Genomic DNA, 17,873 nt, shown 5'->3' on the forward strand with positions numbered 1-17,873 from the left:
GCGAGGATGCCGTTGCCGACGAGGTTGATGCTGGTCTCCATGCCGGCGACGAGGAGCAGCACGCAGATGCCGATGACCTCGGCGGCGCTGAGTTTGTCCCCGGCTTCTTCGACGGCGACGAGCCGGCTGAGCAGGTCGTTCTCGGGGTGGGCGCGGCGGCGCTCCATGAGGTCCATCAGGTATGCGACGACGCCTGCTCCGGCCTGGTCGCGGCGGGTGATCTCCTCGGTGGTCAGCAGCGGTTCCGGGTCGGTGCCGCGGGCGATTGCCAGCTCCCAGGCTCGCAGCTGGTCGGCGTCCTGTTCGGGTACGCCGAGCAGCCGCTGGCCCACCATCGCGAGTGCGAGCGGCGCGGAGAGGTCCCGGACCACGTCGAGCCCGCCGGCCTCGACGGCCCGGTCCACGAGGGTGTCGACCAGCCGGGTGATCATGGGGGTGAGGTCGGCGACCATCCGGGCGCTGAAGGCCTTGTTGACCAGGCCGCGCAGGCGTCGGTGGTCCGGGGGGTCCATCCGGATGAACGAGCCCGGCAGGCTCGCTTCCTGGTCCCAGAACGGGCTGAGCCGGTCGGCGTTGCCGTGCCCCCAGGTGGCGCTCTGCAGCACGGCGGCGCAGTCGGCGAACCTGGACAGCACCGTCACCTCGGTGTCGCCGAGGCGGATGTCGGTCAGGCTGGGGGCCTCGCGCAGCCGGCGGTAGCCCGGGTAGGGGTCGAGGCGGTGGGCGGTGGTGAACAGGTCGACCGCGTCGGGGACGACGTTCTCGATCTGGGCTGAGGTCATGGGTCCCGCTCCTTCGTGGTGCCGACCCGGGCTGTTACCTCGGGTGCGCATTGCGAGAAGCACCGCCGTCCGGCAGCCGTTATGGTCTGGTTGCGGTCCGTGCGGTGCTCGGGGCCGGACGCGTCGAAGACGAAGCCCGCCACGGCGTCGTCCGCGCCGCCGGAGGTGGACTGGGCCGGCTCGGTGGGCGCGGGGTTGAAGACGGTACGCGGCATGGCCGAAGTCACGTATCCACCCGGAGCTGGTCGTTGCCGGCGGCGGTCGGCCCGGGGATACGGCCGGCGGATTCTGGCCGCTTCCCCTCAGCCCGGTGGCGAGCTTTTCACGACGGCCTGCCCGAGTATGTCGCGAAAGCGACTAACATCGGTGTCGGCCGGAGTGGCGATCGGACATCGGTATCGCGCGATGGGTGGTGCTGATCGTGCTTGTCGGTGAGCGGGGACCGGTCTAGAAAAGCAGTGGAATGCTCTTTGGACCCAGGCAGAGAGAAACCGGGTCACCCACCGCGGACACCATCGAGAAGTAAACATTCACATGGTTTCGTGATCTTGCTGTGAGTGGTTGGCGTTCGAGCCGGGTGTCGATGTTGTTCGGTGTTCGGGGTGTCGCGCGTGGTGGCGCGGGTCGGGTTGTGGTGATCTGGCCGGGTGGCGCCGGAGGAGATGTCGCGTGAGGAGCTGCTGGCCGTGGTGGCCGCGCAGAGCGCGACCGTGGCGGCGCAGGCGGAGCTGATCGAGGAGCTGCGTGGGCAGGTCGTGCGGCTGACGGCTGAGGTCGACCGGTTGCGGCGGGCGTCGTCGCGGAACTCGGGAACTCGTCGTTGCCGCTGTCGTCGGACGGGGTGCTGCCGGGCCGGGAGGTGCCGAACCGGGCGGATCGCCGCGCCGCCGGCGGGGGAGAGGAAGCGCGGCAAGCAGCCGGGACAGGACGGGCGGACGCTGGCCTGGGCGGAGCGTCCGGACCGGGTCGAGCGGCATCTGCCGGCGGGGGCGTGCGGGTGTGGGTCGGGCCGCTGGCCGGGTCGAGCGGCGCGGTCCGCTTCACCGTCACGCCCTGGGAGCCGCTGGTCGAACTCCGCGCCGCCGTGGACAAGGTCACCGCTGCGTGCGGCCTTCCCGCCGTCGAGCAGCGTTTCCGTCCGCACGTCGGCATCGCCTACTGCAACCGCGACCTGCCCGCAGAGCCGATCATCCGCCGGGTCGCGAAAGGAGCGCATCCCTGGCCGGCCGGCTCGACTCGCGCACCACCAGCAGGTACTCGCCGCGTCGCTGCCCGCGCTCTCTGAAATGGCCCGGCCCGCTGCCCAACCATCCAACAGGCCGACAGCACCGCTTCCCGCTACCCAGTAGGAGAACCACGCCATGACCCCCCTGCACGCCTTCCCCCTGGAGCCCGCCCCGATCCATGTGTCCGACGAGGTCCTCGATGACCTGCGCGCCCGTCTCACGCTGACCCGTCCGCCGCTGGACGAGGGGAACGGGGACTGGTCCTACGGCGTCCCGGACAGCTATCTGCGTGAGCTGGTCGCCTACTGGCGGGACGGCTACGACTGGCGCAAGGCCGAGGCCGCCATCAACGCCTACGAGCACTACCAGGTGAGCGTCGCCGGTGTCCCGGTGCACTTCCTGCGCAGGCCCGGCCACGGCCCCCGCCCGATCCCGTTGATCCTCACCCACGGCTGGCCGTGGACGTTCTGGCACTGGTCGAAGGTGATCGACCCGCTCGCCGACCCGGCCGCGTTCGGCGGTGACCCCGCCGACGCGTTCGACGTCATCGTGCCCTCCCTGCCCGGCTTCGGTTTCCCCGGCCCGCTCACCGACTTTTCCGACGTCAACTTCTGGAAGGTCTCCGACCTCTGGCACACCCTGATGACCGAGACCCTGGGATACGAGAAGTACGCCGCCGGGGGCTGCGACATCGGCGGGATCGTCTCCAGCCAGCTCGGCCACAAGTACGCCGACGAGCTGTACGGCATCCACATCGGCTCCGGGCTGCCGCTCGACTTCTTCACCGGCCCCCGCGCCTGGGACTTCGCCCGGAATCGGCCCCTCACTGACGACCAGCCCGCCGACGTCCGCGCCCGGGTCATCGAGCTGGACCACCGCTCAGCGTCCCACCTCGCCGTGCACATGCTCGACGGCGCCACCCTGGCCCACGGGCTGAGCGACTCACCCGCCGGACTGCTCGCCTGGCTGCTGGAGCGCTGGAACGCCTGGAGCGACAACGGCGGCGACGTCGAGTCCGTCTTCAGCAAGGACGACCTGCTCACCCACGCCACGATCTACTGGGTGAACAACTCCATCGCGACGTCGATGCGGTACTACGCCAACGCCAACCGCTACCCCTGGGCCCCCGCCCACGACCGCACCCCGGTCGTGCAGGCCCCGGTCGGCCTCACCCTCGTCACCTACGAGAACCCGCCCGGCATCCACACCGCCGCCGAGCGCGTCCAGGCGTTCAAGACCGGCCCGCAGGCCGACTGGTTCAACCACGTCAACGTCAACGCCCACGACCACGGCGGCCACTTCATCCCCTGGGAGAACCCCGACGCCTGGGTGAGCGACCTGCGCCGCACCTTCCACGCCCGCAGGCCCTGAACGACGCTGGCCAACCTCGGTCACATCCGGCGTTCTGCCGCTGGCCACCAACCGCGATTCGCCAGCTCGGAGTGGGACTCCTGGACAACCCACCCTGCACCTGACCACGCCGACCGACATCACAACACCCCCAGGTTGGCCATCAGACCCGAACCGCCCCCCGACCGGACACGAATACGACAGCAACCATCGGAACCACCGTTAACGGGACAGTCCTCGGCCCGACGGGAACCGGGCGGACCAGTCGACCACCCCACCGTGGGCCCGGGACGCCCCGGATAATGCTCATGGACGCTCGAGGCGGACGCGCAGCGTGTCCAGGGTGCGGATCGCCACATTGGGACGGTAGACGGGAGGCTCGGCCAGCTCCACGGAGCGGGTGGCGGCGGCCAGCGCGGTGAGGGCGGCCTCGATCTGCACGCGGCCGACGAGGGCGCCGATGCAGAAGTGCACACCCAGGCTGAAGGCGAGGTGGCGGCGGGCCGGCAGCGGGCCGTGGTAGCGGGTGAGGTCGAGCCGGTCCGGGTCGGTGAACACCGCGGGGTCGCGGTTCGCCGAGGCGAGGATGACGACGATGCCGCTGCCGCGGGGAAAGAGCTGCCCTCCGACCGTCAGGTCCCGCAGCGCCACCCGGTGGGTGAACTGGACCGGCGGGTCGAACCGGATGAGCTCCTCGACGGCCGAGGCAGCAAGCTCTGGGCGGTGGCGCAGGAGATCGAGCTGGTCGGGATCGCGCGCGAGCGCGAGCACGGCGTTGCCGAGCATGCTCTCCGACGTGCCATAGCCACCGATGATCATCAGGGCGGCCAGCGCGCGCAGCTCGTGGCTGATGGGACCGTCGGGGCTGGCCGCGGCGGCGATCGCGCCGAGCAGGTCGTCGGTCGGCGCCCGCCGGCGCTGGTCGAGGAGGGCGCCCAAGGCGTCCTCCAGCACTCGCTCGCTCGTCGCACGGGCGGCGACGTCGGCTGGGGAGAGGAAGACGTCGGGGTCCACCCCGCGCGACATCGCGCGCAGCGGGCCGCGCAGCTCCTCGGCCAGTGACGTGGGTATGCCCAGCATCGTGGCGATGGTGTACAGCGGCAGCGGGTCGGCGAGCGCGGCCATTACCTCCGCCTCGCCCGCCCCGACCATGTCGGCGACCAGTCGCTCGGCGGTGGCCCGCACGCCGGCGCGCAGCCGCTCGACCGCGCGCGGCGTGTACCCCCGGCCGACGACGGCCCGCAGCCGGGTGTGGTCCGGCGGGTCGAGCACGAGGAACGAACCGGGGACGTCGGCCGCCGGGACGCCAGGCCGGAACGGGTTGATACCGGCGTCGTAGCCGTGTCCCCATGCCGGCTCGTGCAGCACCGCGGCGCACTCGTCGTAGCGCGGCGCGAGCCACACCGACGGAGCGAGCGGCTGCAGCGCCCCGCCCGCATGGATCCGGCGGTAGACCGGGTAGGGGTCGGCCCGGTGCTCCGGCGCGAAGGCCGCGAGCGGGTTCTCGGCCGCCGGGGCGCTCGTCATCCCAGCCACTCCTTCGATGGGTCGGGTCCAGCCATCCGGGTCGTCGGCGCCGCTCAGGAGAGGCGGACCGGAAGGCGGGCGAGGCCGCGCAGCACCAGGTTCGGCTTGTAGGTGGGCGCGTCCGCGCCGGGCTCGAAGTGGCGCACCCGGCGCGTGAGCGCGTCCAGCAGGATCTCCATCTCCAGGCGCGCCAGCGGCGCACCCAGGCAGTAGTGGATGCCCATGCTGAACGTCAGATGCTTGGGCGTGGTCGAGCCGCCGGCATACCGGGCCAGGTCGAGCTCGTCCGGCCGGTCGAACGCGCGCGGGTCCCGGTTGCCCGACCCGAACAGCAACACGATGGCCTCGCCTGGCTCGAAGACGCGACCGCCGAGGACCAGCTGGCGGCGGGCGACCCGGGTCGTCAGGTGCACCGGCGAGTCGTGGCGCAGCAGCTCCTCCACCGCCGGTGCGGCGAGCTCGGGGTGCCGGCGCAGCAGCTCCAGCTGGTCGGGGTGGCGCAGCAGGGCGAGCAGGCCGTTGCCGACGAGGTTGACCGTCGTCTCGTGGCCGGCGACGACCAGCGTGACGCAGGTGGCAAGCATCTCGTGCTCGGTGAGCACGTCACCCCGGTCGTGCACGGCGCCGAGGCCGCTGACCAGGTCGTTCGCGGGCTCGGCACGCCGCAGGGCGATCAGGTGGGCGAAGTAGTCCAGCAGCTCCAGCGCCGCGTCCGATCGGGCCTTCGCCTCGGCCTCGCTGAGCAGCAGGTCGGGGTCGAAGCCGCGGGCCAGCGCCGGCGCGCACCAGTGGATGCGGTGCTGGTCGGCCGGCGGGACGCCGAGCAGCTCGCAGATGACCGTCAGCGGCAGCGGGTAGGCCAGCGTCTCGACGGCGTCCACCTCGCCCCGGCCGAGCACCCCGTCGAGCAGCTCGTCGACGATCTCGGTGATCCGGGGCCGCAGGTCCAGCACCCGCCGCGCGGTGAACGCCTTGCTGACCAGGCCGCGCAGCCGGGTGTGGTCCGGCGGGTCCATCCACAGGAACGAGGCCGGCAGCTCGGTGTGCTCCACGTCCGGGTGGAAGATCTCCGCCTCGTCCGCGTGGCTCCAGGCCGGCTCGGACAGTGCGGCCGCGCAGTCGGCGTACCGGGTGACCAGATATGGGCCGAGCGCGCTGCGCACGAGCGGCGTCGCCTCCCGCACGGCCGCGTACCGCGGGTACGGGTCGGCGCGGTGCTCCGGGTTGAACGCGTCGAACTCCGGGACCGCGAGCTCTGGCACCACGAGCTCCGGCGTCGCGCCACTGCCGGGCACCGCGCCACTGCCGGGCACCGCGCCGCCGTCGCGCGTCGCGTCGGCGTGTTCCGCGCCGGCCGTGTCCGTGACCTGGCTGGCGAGCCCGCCGGTCATGACGGCGCTCCGGCGGTGGTGGAGCGGCAGGCGTCGACGAAGCGGACCAGCTCGTCGACCCGGTCGGTGCGGGCGTCGACCGCGTGGTTCACGATCCGGATCAGGTGCCCGTAGGCGTCGGTGTGGTCGTAGCGGGCGGTGTCGGCGATCCGCAGCGCCCAGCGCCAGTAGCCGCGGATCGTGTCGGCCAGCGGCATGCGGAACTGGGCGACGACCTCGCGGATCGGCTCGACCACCGCGTCGCCGTACAGCCGCAGGTACCGTTCCACCACGTCGGCGAGGAACGCGAAGTGCCGCGCCTCGTCCCTGGCGAGGTAGCCGAGCACGTCGGCGAGCACCGGGTCGCCGACGACCGCGCGCAGCTGCTGGTAGTAGATCTGGGTCGCCTTCTCCTGGACCAGCGCGTAGGCGAGCAGCGAGACGGCGTGGTCGTGCGGCAGCTCGAAGGGCTTGCGCCCCTCCACCGCGAGCTCCCGGCGCAGGCTCGCCGGGTCGGCGAGGCCGGAGGCGACCTGGTAGCGGAACAGCGCCCGCGCGTGCGTGTCCTCCTCGAACCCCCACCGGATCGTGAAGTGGTACAGCTCCCGGTTGTGGATGAACGTCTCGAGGTCGACGTCCTCGTCGAGCGGGAAGGCCCGCTCGTAGACGCCGATGTAGCCGGGCAGGTGGTCCTCGATCAGCGTGATGAACTGGACCGCCGAGGCCTGCCCGTCGGTCAGCCGGCCCGCGTCGGCCACCTCCCAGGCGATCGAGGACTCCACGTCCCAGCGCCGGGCGGACGGCGCGGCCCGGTGAAACGCCTCGGCCACGTCGGCGATGTCCGCCGCCGGCAGCAGCGGCCCGAGCGCCGGCCGAACCGGCCCGGAGCCGGGACCGGTGCCGGTGCTCGCGTTGACGGCCCGCACGTCGTGGGCTGACCGGCCGGGGGTCGACAGCCTCGCGGACGTGGTGTTGGTGGCGGTCGGATCGGTGGTGGACTGGCCGGTCGTCAGCGGGTCGGCCGTGGGTCCGGGAACGGGCATCGGGGTTCTCCGTAAGCGTCGGTCGGGGAAGGCGGGGGCCGGGGTACCGACCGGCGTCTAGCGGGCGCGGCGGCAGACGAGGGCGTAGTGCTTGGTCGTGTAGCCCCAGCCGGCGTTGGCGACCTCCAGGTAGCGGCGCAGCGTGGCCGCGGTGCCGGGGCGGATCGCGTCGAGCTGGTCGGTGGCGGCGTCGACGTTCACCAGCCAGTCGTCGATCGTCCGCCGGTAGTCGTCGGTGAGGTCGTCGACGCTGGCGATGGAGAAGCCGGCGTCCTCCGCGGCGCGCACCAGGTCGGACAGCGGCCGCATGTCGCCCCAGCCGAAGATCGCCGAGCGCACGAACTGGGTGCCCTCCCGCGCGTCGAAGGCCGCGCGGGCTGCCGCGTTGCGAAAGCAGCTCTCCGACACGTAGAGCCGACCGCCCCGGCGCAGCAGCGCGCGGGCCCGGCGGAAGACCACGTCCAGGTCGGGCATGTGCACGATCGAGCCGAGCATGGTGACCGCGTCGAAGCCGCCGGCCGTGAGCTCGCCCGCCTCGACCGTCTCGAAATGGCCCTGCACGGTCGAGACCCTGTCGGCCAGCCCCAGCTCGGCCGCCCGCCGCGCTATGTAGGCGTGCTGGTTGCCGGCCGGCGACACCCCGACCACCTCGCAGCCGAGCTCGTCCGCGACGAACAGGGTGAGCGACCCCCAGCCGCAGCCGACGTCGAGCACCCGCTGGCCCTGGCCGAGCTGGAGCCGGCCGGCGACGAAGCGCAGCTTGTTGAGCTGGGCCTGCTCCAGCGTGTCGCCCTTGCTGAGGTACAGCCCGGAGCTGTACTTGCGTAGCGGGTCGAGGAACAGGCCGAAGACCTCGGCGGGCAGGTCGTAGTGCTGGTTGGTGTCGCTGAGTTCCACGCAGGCGGCGGGCGCCGCCGTGCTGGGCGGGGCGGTCGTCGTGGTGGTCACGCGGCGTCCTGGGCGAGGGCGACGAGGACCACCGCGGCCACGCCGTCGATGGAGTTCGTCGAGAAGACCTGCTCGTCCTCGAGCTCGACGTCGTACTCCCGCTCGACCTTGGCGATCATGCGAAGCACCTTGACCGAGTCGGCGCCCTCGACCGAGCGCAGGTCGGTGTCGGGGGCGAGGCTCTCGGCGGGGACGCCGAGCTCCTGGGCGACGATCCCGGTCACGGTCGCGACGATCTCGTCATGGGTGGTGGTCGCCTGGGCGGTGGACATCAGTGCTCCCTGTGGTGGTCGGTGACGGCCGCCGGCGCGACGGCCCGCTGGGGAACGGCCTGCTGGGGAACGTCCTGGTGGGGGACGTCCTCCTGGTGGGCGACGGCCCGGGGGGCGATGGCCGCCCGCGAGGCGGCCGGCGCGGCGGCGTGGGACGCGACCGCGCCGAGGGCGGCCGCGACCCGGTCGGCCTCGTCCGGGCGCAGCGCGAAGCGCTCGCGCGCGACCTCGATCGGCGTCGGCAGGTAGCTCGCGGTCGCGGTCGCGAGCAGCGCGCCGGCCGCGTCGAGGATCTCGGCCTCGGCCTGGAGGACCCCGCCCTCGGCGCCGGCGGCCGCGCCGTCGGGCCGCGCGGCCTGGCCACGCCCGCCGGTGGGGCGCAGCCGGGCGACGCAGGTGTACTCGACGCCGACGCGCAGCGGCTCCAGGTAGCGCAGCCGCATGCCAGTGGTGAACGCGGTGCGGCCGAGCCGCAGCACGATCAGGTTGCCCATGGTCTCGTCGCAGATCACGCTGACGATCCCGCCGTGGACGACGCCGGGGTAGGACTCGTGGCCGCGGTCGAGCCGGAACGTCGTCGCGATGCCCGCGTCGTGGGCGGTGAAGCGCAGGCCTAGGCCGCGGGGGTTGTGCGGCGAGCAGCCGAAGCAGTGGTAGTCGTCCAGCACCGACCACGGCACCCGCAGGTACGCCGGCTCGTCGGGGCACGCCGGCGCCTCCGTGCCGGGCGCCGTGTCGACCGGCGCGCTGGCCGCCGCGGCGGGCGGGGGCGGGTCCTGGAGCGGCTCCTGAAGTGGCGTGGCGCCAGGTGAGCCGGTCACAGCTCACCCCGGTCGAGCAGGCCGCGCACGGCGAGGCGCTGGAACTTGCCGCTCGACGTTCGGGGCAGCGTCCCCGGATCGACGAGCCGGGCCGCCACCTCGGCGCGCCCCAGCCCGAGGGCCGCGGCCGCGGCCGTCGCCAGTTCGGCCGCCAGCCGGTCCCGTTCGGCCGGCTCGGTCAGCGACGTCTCGCCTACCAGCGTCATCGCCGCGTCCGCCGCGTCCGCCACGTTGCCGTCGGCGGGGCCGTCCGGCCCGCCAACGGCGACCACGCGGCGGCGGTGCAGGCCCGGCAGGTCGCGGACGGCCTGCTCCGCGTCTTCCGGGTAGTAGTTGACGCCCCGAATAATGATCATTTCCTTGGCTCGGCCGGTGACATAGAGCTCGCCGTCGCGCAGGAACCCGAGGTCGCCCGTGCGCAGCCAGCCGTCCGCGGTGGGCGCCGCACCCGGTGTGCGGGCGGCGGTCAGATAGCCGGCGGTGACCGGCGTGCCGCTGATCTCGATCTCGCCGACCCGCGTGTCGTCGTCGCCAACGCCGGTGGCGTCCACGGCCGGCAGCCCGCCGTCGTCCTCGCCGCCATGCACACCGTCGCCGTCGCCCGCGCGGATGCGTACGCGCACGCCCAGAACGGGCCGGCCGACGCCGACGAGACCGCGGGCGCGCGGGTGGTCCCGCCCCAACGGCACGACCACGCCGTCGGCCGTGAGCCGGTCGCGGTCGACCCACAGCACGACCGGCGGCCGGCCCAGCGGCGGGAAGGTGACCGCGAGCGTCGCCTCCGCCATGCCGTAGACGGGAAGCATCTGCTCGGCGGCGAAGCCCGCCGGCGCGAAATGCGCGAGAAAGCGCTCGAGGCTGTGCGGCGAGATCGGCTCCGCGCCGTTGAGCGCCACCCGCCAGTGACGCATGTCCAGGCCGGTGACCTCGCCGGGTTCCACCGCCGCCACCAGCTGGTCGTAGGCGAAGTTCGGCGCCGGGGAGACGGTGACGCCTCGGTCGAGGAACTCCCGCAGCCAGCGTGCCGGGTCACGGATGAACGCGGCCGGCGACCAGACGGTCATGTCGATGCCCGTCATGACCGCGCTGAGCGTCGCGAACAGGCCCATGTCGTGGTACATCGGCAGCCAGCTGCCGCCGCGGTCGTCCGGGCCGAGCCGGACCCCGGCGATGATCGCCCGGATACCGGCGAGCACGTTGCGGTGGGTGAGGACCACGCCCTTGGGCATCGCGGTGCTGCCCGACGTGAACTGCACGATCGCGACGTCGTGCGCGCCGACCTCCGGCGGGCGCCCCGCGCCCGGGGCTCCAGCGGCGAGCTCGTTCGCGGGCAGGAGGCGCAGGCCGTCCAGGCCGGCGCCGAGGCGGGCGAGCACGCCGGACAGACGCCGGCCGGTGATGACGCGGCGCATGCCGGCGGCGGCGGTCGTGCGCGTCAGCCGGCTGGCGTAGCCGGCCAGGTCGCCGGCGGCCGTCGGCAGCGCGAGCGGGCTCGCCGCCGCCCCCGCGCGGCTCACCGCGAACAGGGCGGTGAGGAAGTCCGCCGAGTTGGTGGCCAGGATGCCCACCCGCTCGCCGTGGGCGACCCCGTCGGCGAGGAGCGCGCCGGCCATCGTCCGGGACCGGTCGGCGAGCTCGCGCAGCGACACGGTCTCGCGCTCGTTCGGGAAGTCGACCGTGGCGTCCGGCGCGCAGGCCGCCGCGAGGTCGAGGGCGGTGTGCAGCGTCGCGGCCGTCGTCGGGTGCGGCTGCCCGTCGGGCGCCGGCGGATGGTTCACGGCGTGCTGGGCTAGGCGCTGGCCAGGCAAGGGCGGCCGCGTCGCGGCCGGCTGGCTGCGTGTGGGGGGCACGGGCGGCGCTCCTGTCTTCCGGACGTCGTGTCATGGCCTCGCGTCCCCGGCCGGCCGCGGGCCTTGACTGAGGACGTGCCCGGGCCCGGCGTCGTGGCCGCGGCCGGTGTCGCCTGGCGTTCGGTGCGCGGCACCGCGGGGTGGGGCCACGGTCGGGCCGCCGGGCGAAGGGAGGGGAGCCGAGAAAGGGAACGGAGGGGTGGGCTGTCCATGCCGGGCGGCTCTCGTCCACCGCGGCGGCGCCGGCGCGGCGGACGAGGTATTTCCGAGGCGGGCCGGCAAGAAGCCGGGGCGGGCGGGCCGACGATGACGCCAGCCATCAAGGAAGGCTTGTCGCAATGCTGACGGCCGTCAATGCCCGGCGGCCGGCGTCAATTGACCGATCCGCTCGACCAATCACCGCTCGCTCCACCGGCGACTGCCGCGAGGGAATTCATCGAACGGTACTCCAGCCGTTCACCGGCCGGAAAGAGCGGCGCGCTGCAATGGAAAAATTCCCTCGGCGCAGGTCAGAGCGGACCGGTTGCCTCCCCGGTGACACATACATTGTCGCAACGGCCGTCCCAAACTCTCCCGCCACGGTGCCCACCACCGGGCAGGGCCGGGATCCGTGGCCGGCAACAGCGGGGCCTCGATGAGGCTGCCCCGGGTGACGATACGAAATTTCCGGCCCGGTCAAGCGCTTTCCCTGGATGGTGGCACACGCCACACCGGTGCGAGCCGGTGCTTTACACCGCGCCTTCCGGAGTTTCACATGCCTGATTCACCGTGAGTTAGCCGGTGCCGGTAGCGTGTTCGCCGGAGGGTGCCATGGAGAGCAAGATGGAGTTCCGATACATCGTCTCCTTCCTGGCGATCGCGGAAGAGCTGCACTTCGGCCGGGCGGCGGCCCGGCTGCACCTGGCTCAGCCGTCTCTCAGCCAGCAGCTCCAGCGCTTGGAACGCGACATTGGCGTGGAGCTGGTGAACCGAACGTCGCACGAGGTGAAGCTCACCCCTGCCGGGCGGGCCTTCGAGGTGGAGGCCCGCCGGGTTCTCGACCAGGCGGCACGCGCCGTGCGTGCGGCGCGGGAGGCCGCGTCCGGGCGCACCGGCTCGATCTCGATCGGATTCAACTTCCCTGCGGGGCAGCGGGTCCTGCAACCGACCTTACGGCGCTTCAACGCCGACTACCCGCACGTGTCCACCCAGCTCTGGGAGGCCCGCAGCGGCCCGCAGCTGGCGGCGCTGGTGGAGGGCAGGCTCGACATCGCCCTCGTCTTCGCCGGACCGCTCGCGGCGCAGCTGCGCTCGCAGCGGGTGCTGACGGTGCCGCTCGTGGCCATCGTCGGCAGCCAGCACCCGTGGGCGCAGCGGCGGCAGGTCGCCTTCCGCGAGCTGGCGCAGCAGCGGTGCGTGCTGTTCCACCGGGAGCAGAGCCCGGCGATGCACGACGCCATCCTCGCCGCCGCCGACCGCAGCGGCATCCGGCTGACCATCGACGATGAGATCGACGACTCGGGCGCGACCGGCATCGTGGTCACGACCAAAGACGTCGTCGGGTTCGCCTCCGCGGCCCGCGGCGCGCACGTCGTCCCGACCAAGGGTCTGTCAGCGGTACGGCTGGTGGACCCGGTGCCCACGGTGGGGGTGTACGCGGTCTGGCGACCTGACCCGCAGCCGGCGGTCGGCGCCTTCCTGACCAGCCTGGACGCCGCGGGCCCGTTCAGCGAACCGGCCCTGACGCCCGCCTCCCCGCCGACGGATCCGGCGGTGCCGGCCGTGCCGCCGGCCGCTTCACCGCCGCCGACCGGCCCAGCGTCGGCGGTGTCGCCGTCCGCGCGGTCCGGCCCGGCCACGCCGTCGGCCGTCAACCTGCCCCAGATACCAGCGAGCCGGCAGGCGCCGGCCCGCCCGACCACCACCGCGGGCCGCTAAGGCGCTTCTGGCGGGAACCCCGGCCGCGGCGCCTGTCGGGCGCCAGGTCGTTACTTCTAGATCATCATCGGCCGGGCGTGAGAGTCCACTTCTCATGCCCGGCCGATGATTTTCGGCGTTCCCGGTGGGCGAGAGGCCGGGAATCCCGCCGGAGCTCGCGGTGCCCGCCGTCAGGCCGGGGCGGCGGCGGGCCGGCGCGGCCCGATGAATGATGCGGGATCTTTCGCCGTCGTGTCATGGAATGAATGGTGAACATTTTTCCCTGGCCGGGGGAGCGCGGGCCGGCCGGGCGGGTGCCGGCGCCGGGCCGGCCGGCGCCGTGACCGGCGATTGCGCTGGCCAATCACACGTTCGGAACATTCAGGTTGCGACCGTTCACTCCGGGGCGGGAGCATCGACGTCGCGGAACGGCGTGTTCCGCCGAGGCCCGGGCACGCCGTGCTCCTGGCCCGCCTGAAAACGTCGGAAGAACGGACGAGAAACATGTGGCTGACCGTCATCGGCTGCCGCTCCGGAATGCCGTCCGGGGGGCGGTGCAGCTCTAGCTACCTGGTTTCCACGTCCTCGACGAGGATTCTGCTGGACTGCGGGCCCGGCGCGGCGACGGCGCTGAGCGCGGTCGGCCATCCCAACCAGCTCGACGGCATCGTCATCAGTCACCTGCATCTCGACCACTGCTATGACCTGCTGCCCCTGGGAAAGATGCTGCTCGCCGCCCACGTGCGTTATCCGATGAGCTTTCCGACGCTACCCGACAGGTTGCGCCCGGAACCCGCCCCGCCCGTTCCGCTCTACATCCCGGAAGGCGGGCGCTCCATCTTCGAGGCGTTGGCCTCGCTTTTCCCGGTAGCCACCATCCCGATGCTCGACAAGGCCTTCTCGGTCGCCTTCGACGTGCGCGAGTACCGGCCGGGGGACACGTTCACGATCGGTGACCTCAAGATCGGCATGCACGGGCTGCGGCACTCGGTTCTCAACTGCGGGACCCGGGTCGAGTCGACCGAGGGCTCGCTCGCCTACACCGGTGACACCGGAGTGACCGACGCCCTCGTCGACCTCGCGCACGACGTCGACCTCCTGCTGGCCGAGTCCACCCTCGAGCTGCCCGACCCCAGCGGCCACGGCCACCTGTGCGCCCTGGACGCCGGTGACGCGGCCATGAAGGCCGGCGTCGGCCAGCTGGTCCTCACCCACTTCGTCACCGATGACCCGGGCTGGCTCGCGGCCAGGCGCGCGGAGGCCGCCGGCCGGTTCGACGGACCCGTCCACCTCGCCAACCCCGGCCGCCGGTTCGCCGTCCGCGCGGGCTGAACCCGTCCGCGGGCCAGGTCACGTCCGCGGGGTCCCTCAGCGTCAGAGCTCCGCGGCGCCGCCGGAGAGCTCGCTCGATCTTCCATGACAAGCCACGTGAAGGGGCAGGACCAAATGAGACAGCGAACGCGGTGGGGTACACGGCTGGTCCCCGCACTGCTGGCCGTGGCCGGGCTGCTCGCCGCGGCCGCCTGCGGCGGTACCACCGATGACGAGAAGCCGGTCGCAGCCACGGGGGCGGCGACACCGAACGCCGACAAGCCGGTGACGATCAGCTTCCTGTCGTACAACTACGGCACGCCCGGCATCGGCGGCAAGGGCACCCAGTCGCTGCTCGATGCCTTCCACAAGGCGCACCCGAACATCACGGTCAAGCCGCAGGGCGTCGCGGTCGCGGACGTGCTGACCCGGCTGCGGACCGACACGGCCGCCGGCTCGCCGCCGGACGTGGCTCAGATCGGCTGGAGCAAGATGGCCGAGGCCGTCCGCACGCTGCCTATCGTCCCCGTGCAGAAGGCCGCGCCCGCGGACGAGTGGTCCACGCACGTCGCCGGGCTGTCGCCGTCGATCATGAAGGCCGTCACCCAGGACGGCGTCGTCGCGGCGATGCCCTACACGATGTCCATCCCCGTGATGTACATCAACGCGGACCTGTTCAAGGCGGCCGGCCTCGACCCGGCCAACCCGCCGAAGACCCTCGACGACGTCCGCGCCGCCGGCCTGGCGATCAAGAAGGCGACCGGCAAGGAAGGCGCCTACGTCGCGGTTGTCGACAGCGGCAAGTCGGACTACCTGACCCAGTCGGTCATCGCCTCGGCCGGCGGCTCGCTGGTCGGGTCCGACGGGTCGGTGACCCTCGACCAGAAGCCGGCCGTCGACGCGCTGACCGCGGTCGCCGGGCTGACCTCGTCCGGCGCCATGCCCAAGGTCGACACCACCGCCGCCGTCGCCTCGTTCACCAAGGGCGAGATGGGGATGCTCGTCGGCAGCACCGCCCTGCTCGTCAGCGCCCAGCAGGCGGCCGAGGGGCACTTCACCCTCACCACCGCGCCGTTCCCGCAGGTCAAGGCCGGCACGCCGGCGCGGCCCACCTACTCGGGCGCGGGCCTCGCGATCCTCGCCAAGGACCCGGACCGCCAGCGCGCCGCCTGGGAGTTCATCAAGTTCATCACCAGCGACGCCGGCTTCGAGATCATCACCTCGCAGATCGGCTACCTGCCGCTGCGGCAGACGATCGAGACCAAGCTCGCCGACACCCCGACCGTGAAGCTGCTCAAGCCGGCGCTGGACCAGCTGGCGACCGTCACCCCCTACACCTCCTTCCCCAGCGACCACGCGAACGAGGCGGTCGTGACCCTGCAGGACGACGCCGTCGAGCCGATCGTGCTGCGCGGCGCCGACCCGGCCGGGACCCTGTCCTCGGTCGCCGACAAGATCAGGAAACTGGTCGGCTGACGATGACGACCAGCGAGGCCGGCGCCCAGCCGGCGCTCCCCAGGGGGCGGGCCGACAGGCCCGCCCCTCGTGGGCATGCTCTGGCAGGCAAGCGCGCGGACGAGCCGCCGGCGCCCGGACCGCTGGCGGCGTCGACGCGGCGGGCGGGCGGGTGGCGCGGGGCCGCCACGCCGTGGCTGTTCCAGGCGCCGGTGCTGGTGTCGCTCGCGGTGTGGGTGTACGGCCCGCTGGTCTTCACCGGGGTGCTCAGCCTGCTCGACTGGGACCTGATCTCGCCGCACCCGGAGTTCGTGGGCCTGACGAACTACCGCCAGCTCGTCGAGGATCCCGAGTTCGGCAACGCCGTGCTGCGCACCGGGCTGTACGTGCTCGCGCTGCTGCCGTTCGCGACGGTGGTGCCGATGGCATTGGCGATCATGCTGTGGAAGCGGCCGGGGCGGGCGAGCGGCATCTACCGGTCGCTGCTGTTCGTGCCGGTCATGCTCGCGCCGGTCGCGAACGCGCTCTCCTGGCGGTTCGTGCTGGACCCGCTCGGCGGGATCGTCAACGAGGTCTTCGGCGGCCTCGGGCTGCCCCAGCGGGACTGGCTGGGTGACCCGAGCTTTGCCCTGCCGGCCATCACCCTCATCACGGCGGCGAAGTTCGTCGCGATGCACCTGCTGCTCTACGGCGCGGCGCTCGCCGCCGTGGACCGGCGCTCGCTGGACGCCGCCCGGGTCGACGGCGCCACCGAGTGGGAGATCACCCGCCACCTCGTCGTGCCGCAGCTGGCCAGGACGACGGCGCTGCTCGCGTTCCTGTGCGCGGTGTTCGCCGGCCAGTGGACGTTCACGAACATCGTCGTGCTCACCGATGGCGGTCCGGACGGCACCACCGACAACGTCTACTTCCGCCTGTTCCAGTATGCGTTCACCTTCTTCGACGCCGGCACCGGCGCCGCGGCCGCGATGATGATCGTCGCGGGCCTGGCGCTGGCGTTCGCCGTCGTGAGCCTGCCACGGAGGCGCCGTGCCACCGGCTGACCGGACCGCACCCGCGGTCACCGCCGCCGACGGGGCGAGCTCTGGCGCGCTCGCCACCGCGATCCCCCTGAGACGACAGCCCATGCCCACGCGCTCGATGACCGAGAACCCCACAGGAGGGGCCGCGGCCGTTCGGGGACCGGCCGCGCGGCGCGACCGACGGTGGTGGCGCGCGGCGCGGACGGCGGGGCGCCACGGGGTGCTCGTCGCCGTCGTCCTCGCGATGCTGTTCCCGACGCTGTGGGCGCTGAACACCTCGTTCAAGCCGACGTCCGATGTCTACGACTCGAGCCCGCTGCCGATCCCGGCGACGTTGGCCAACTACCGGGCGGCCATCGACGCGTTCCCGATCTGGCAGCTGCTGCTCAACTCGTTCGTCACCGCCGCCGGGGTGACCGTGCTGCACCTGCTGGCCGGGGTGCTCGCCGGCTGGTCGTTCGTCCGGTACGCCCACCGGGGGCAGCGCGTCGTGTCGGCCCTGGTGCTGGTCGCGCTGGTCGTGCCGCCGCAGGCGCTGATCATTCCGGACTTCCTGCTGGTGGCCCGGCTGGGCTGGCGTGACACGTTCGTCGGCCTGATCGTGCCGCAGCTGTCGACCTGCTCGCTCGCGGTGCTGCTGCTGCGCCAGCACATCCTCACGGTTCCGGCCACCCTGTTGGGGGCGGCGACCCTGGACGGGGCGACCGACGGGGAGATCCTGCGTCACGTCGTGCTGCCGCTGCTGCGCCCCGCGCTCGGCGCCGTCGCGATCGTCGTGTTCATCACCACCTGGAACGAGTTCCTGTGGCCGGCGCTGGTGGCGCCGAGCCCCGAGCACACCACCGTGCAGATGGGCCTGCAGCTCTTCCAGAACCAGGAAGGTCCCGAGTACGGCCCGCTGCTCGCCGGCGCGATGCTCGCCACCATCCCGATCGCGCTGATCTACGCCCTGGCATCGCGTCGCATCACCGACGCCTTCCTTCACTCCGGACTGCGGTGA

Annotated in this window: 16 protein-coding genes; 7 read left to right on the plus strand and 9 right to left on the minus strand. The window is 72.7% G+C overall.

Going from position 1 to position 17,873, the window contains the following annotated elements; genetic code table 11:
• Positions 1 to 782, minus strand: a 782-nt coding sequence (locus QOZ89_RS05400; protein WP_491723640.1) for a cytochrome P450 family protein, incomplete at its 3' end; no start/stop codon positions are given.
• Entirely contained in the window at positions 779 to 997 is a 219-nt protein-coding gene (locus QOZ89_RS05405) for a hypothetical protein (RefSeq protein WP_312623148.1), read from the minus strand. The genes QOZ89_RS05400 and QOZ89_RS05405, both read right to left, overlap by 4 nt.
• Positions 998 to 1,773: 776 nt before the next feature.
• Between QOZ89_RS05405 and QOZ89_RS05410 the strand changes: the two genes are divergently transcribed.
• Complete coding sequence (locus QOZ89_RS05410; RefSeq protein WP_071052459.1) at positions 1,774 to 2,067, plus strand: 2'-5' RNA ligase family protein; 294 nt, start codon at positions 1,774 to 1,776, stop codon at positions 2,065 to 2,067.
• A 76-nt stretch (positions 2,068 to 2,143) separates the two neighbouring features.
• Positions 2,144 to 3,379, plus strand: a complete 1,236-nt coding sequence (locus QOZ89_RS05415; RefSeq protein ID WP_071052458.1) for an epoxide hydrolase family protein — start codon at positions 2,144 to 2,146, stop codon at positions 3,377 to 3,379.
• A 285-nt stretch (positions 3,380 to 3,664) separates the two neighbouring features.
• On the opposite strand, the gene QOZ89_RS05420 is transcribed toward QOZ89_RS05415, so the two are convergent.
• The 7 genes from QOZ89_RS05420 to QOZ89_RS05450 are packed head-to-tail and all read right to left on the minus strand — an operon-like array spanning position 3,665 to position 11,189.
• Complete coding sequence (locus QOZ89_RS05420; RefSeq protein WP_312623149.1) at positions 3,665 to 4,885, minus strand: cytochrome P450; 1,221 nt, start codon at positions 4,883 to 4,885, stop codon at positions 3,665 to 3,667.
• 53 nt (positions 4,886 to 4,938) lie between these two features.
• On the minus strand, positions 4,939 to 6,276 hold the full coding sequence (locus QOZ89_RS05425; protein WP_312623151.1) for a cytochrome P450: 1,338 nt from the start codon (positions 6,274 to 6,276) through the stop codon (positions 4,939 to 4,941).
• Positions 6,273 to 7,298 (minus strand): acyl-ACP desaturase, encoded by a 1,026-nt coding sequence (locus tag QOZ89_RS05430; protein WP_312623152.1) that lies wholly within the window; start codon positions 7,296 to 7,298, stop codon positions 6,273 to 6,275. The genes QOZ89_RS05425 and QOZ89_RS05430 overlap by 4 nt, the downstream gene beginning before the upstream one ends.
• Before the next feature lie 57 nt (positions 7,299 to 7,355).
• Positions 7,356 to 8,246, minus strand: a complete 891-nt coding sequence (locus QOZ89_RS05435) for an SAM-dependent methyltransferase (RefSeq protein WP_312623153.1) — start codon at positions 8,244 to 8,246, stop codon at positions 7,356 to 7,358.
• Entirely contained in the window at positions 8,243 to 8,518 is a 276-nt protein-coding gene (locus tag QOZ89_RS05440; RefSeq protein WP_071052455.1) for an acyl carrier protein, read from the minus strand. Before QOZ89_RS05440 ends, QOZ89_RS05435 begins: the two co-directional genes overlap by 4 nt.
• Positions 8,518 to 9,339 carry a PaaI family thioesterase gene (locus QOZ89_RS05445; RefSeq protein WP_312623154.1) on the minus strand — a complete coding sequence of 274 codons (822 nt, stop codon included), beginning with the start codon at positions 9,337 to 9,339 and terminating at the stop codon, positions 8,518 to 8,520. The genes QOZ89_RS05440 and QOZ89_RS05445 overlap by 1 nt, the downstream gene beginning before the upstream one ends.
• Positions 9,336 to 11,189: an AMP-binding protein gene (locus QOZ89_RS05450; RefSeq protein WP_083419603.1), complete on the minus strand. Its 1,854-nt coding sequence runs from the start codon at positions 11,187 to 11,189 to the stop codon at positions 9,336 to 9,338. The genes QOZ89_RS05445 and QOZ89_RS05450 overlap by 4 nt, the downstream gene beginning before the upstream one ends.
• An 822-nt stretch (positions 11,190 to 12,011) precedes the next feature.
• Between QOZ89_RS05450 and QOZ89_RS05455 the strand changes: the two genes are divergently transcribed.
• From QOZ89_RS05455 to QOZ89_RS05475, 5 genes are all read left to right on the plus strand, one after another.
• Positions 12,012 to 13,106, plus strand: a complete 1,095-nt coding sequence (locus QOZ89_RS05455; RefSeq protein WP_083419616.1) for a LysR family transcriptional regulator — start codon at positions 12,012 to 12,014, stop codon at positions 13,104 to 13,106.
• Between the two features lie 483 nt (positions 13,107 to 13,589).
• Positions 13,590 to 14,417, plus strand: coding sequence for an MBL fold metallo-hydrolase (locus QOZ89_RS05460; RefSeq protein WP_071052452.1), 828 nt, complete (start codon positions 13,590 to 13,592; stop codon positions 14,415 to 14,417).
• A 114-nt stretch (positions 14,418 to 14,531) separates the two neighbouring features.
• Positions 14,532 to 15,872 (plus strand): ABC transporter substrate-binding protein, encoded by a 1,341-nt coding sequence (locus QOZ89_RS05465; protein WP_071052451.1) that lies wholly within the window; start codon positions 14,532 to 14,534, stop codon positions 15,870 to 15,872.
• Between the two features lie 2 nt (positions 15,873 to 15,874).
• Complete coding sequence (locus QOZ89_RS05470; RefSeq protein WP_083419602.1) at positions 15,875 to 16,894, plus strand: carbohydrate ABC transporter permease; 1,020 nt, start codon at positions 15,875 to 15,877, stop codon at positions 16,892 to 16,894.
• Positions 16,881 to 17,873, plus strand: coding sequence for a carbohydrate ABC transporter permease (locus tag QOZ89_RS05475; protein WP_241842205.1), 993 nt, complete (start codon positions 16,881 to 16,883; stop codon positions 17,871 to 17,873). The genes QOZ89_RS05470 and QOZ89_RS05475 overlap by 14 nt, the downstream gene beginning before the upstream one ends.

The organism is Pseudofrankia coriaricola, assembly GCF_032027725.1.
GTDB lineage: Bacteria > Actinomycetota > Actinomycetes > Frankiales > Frankiaceae > Pseudofrankia.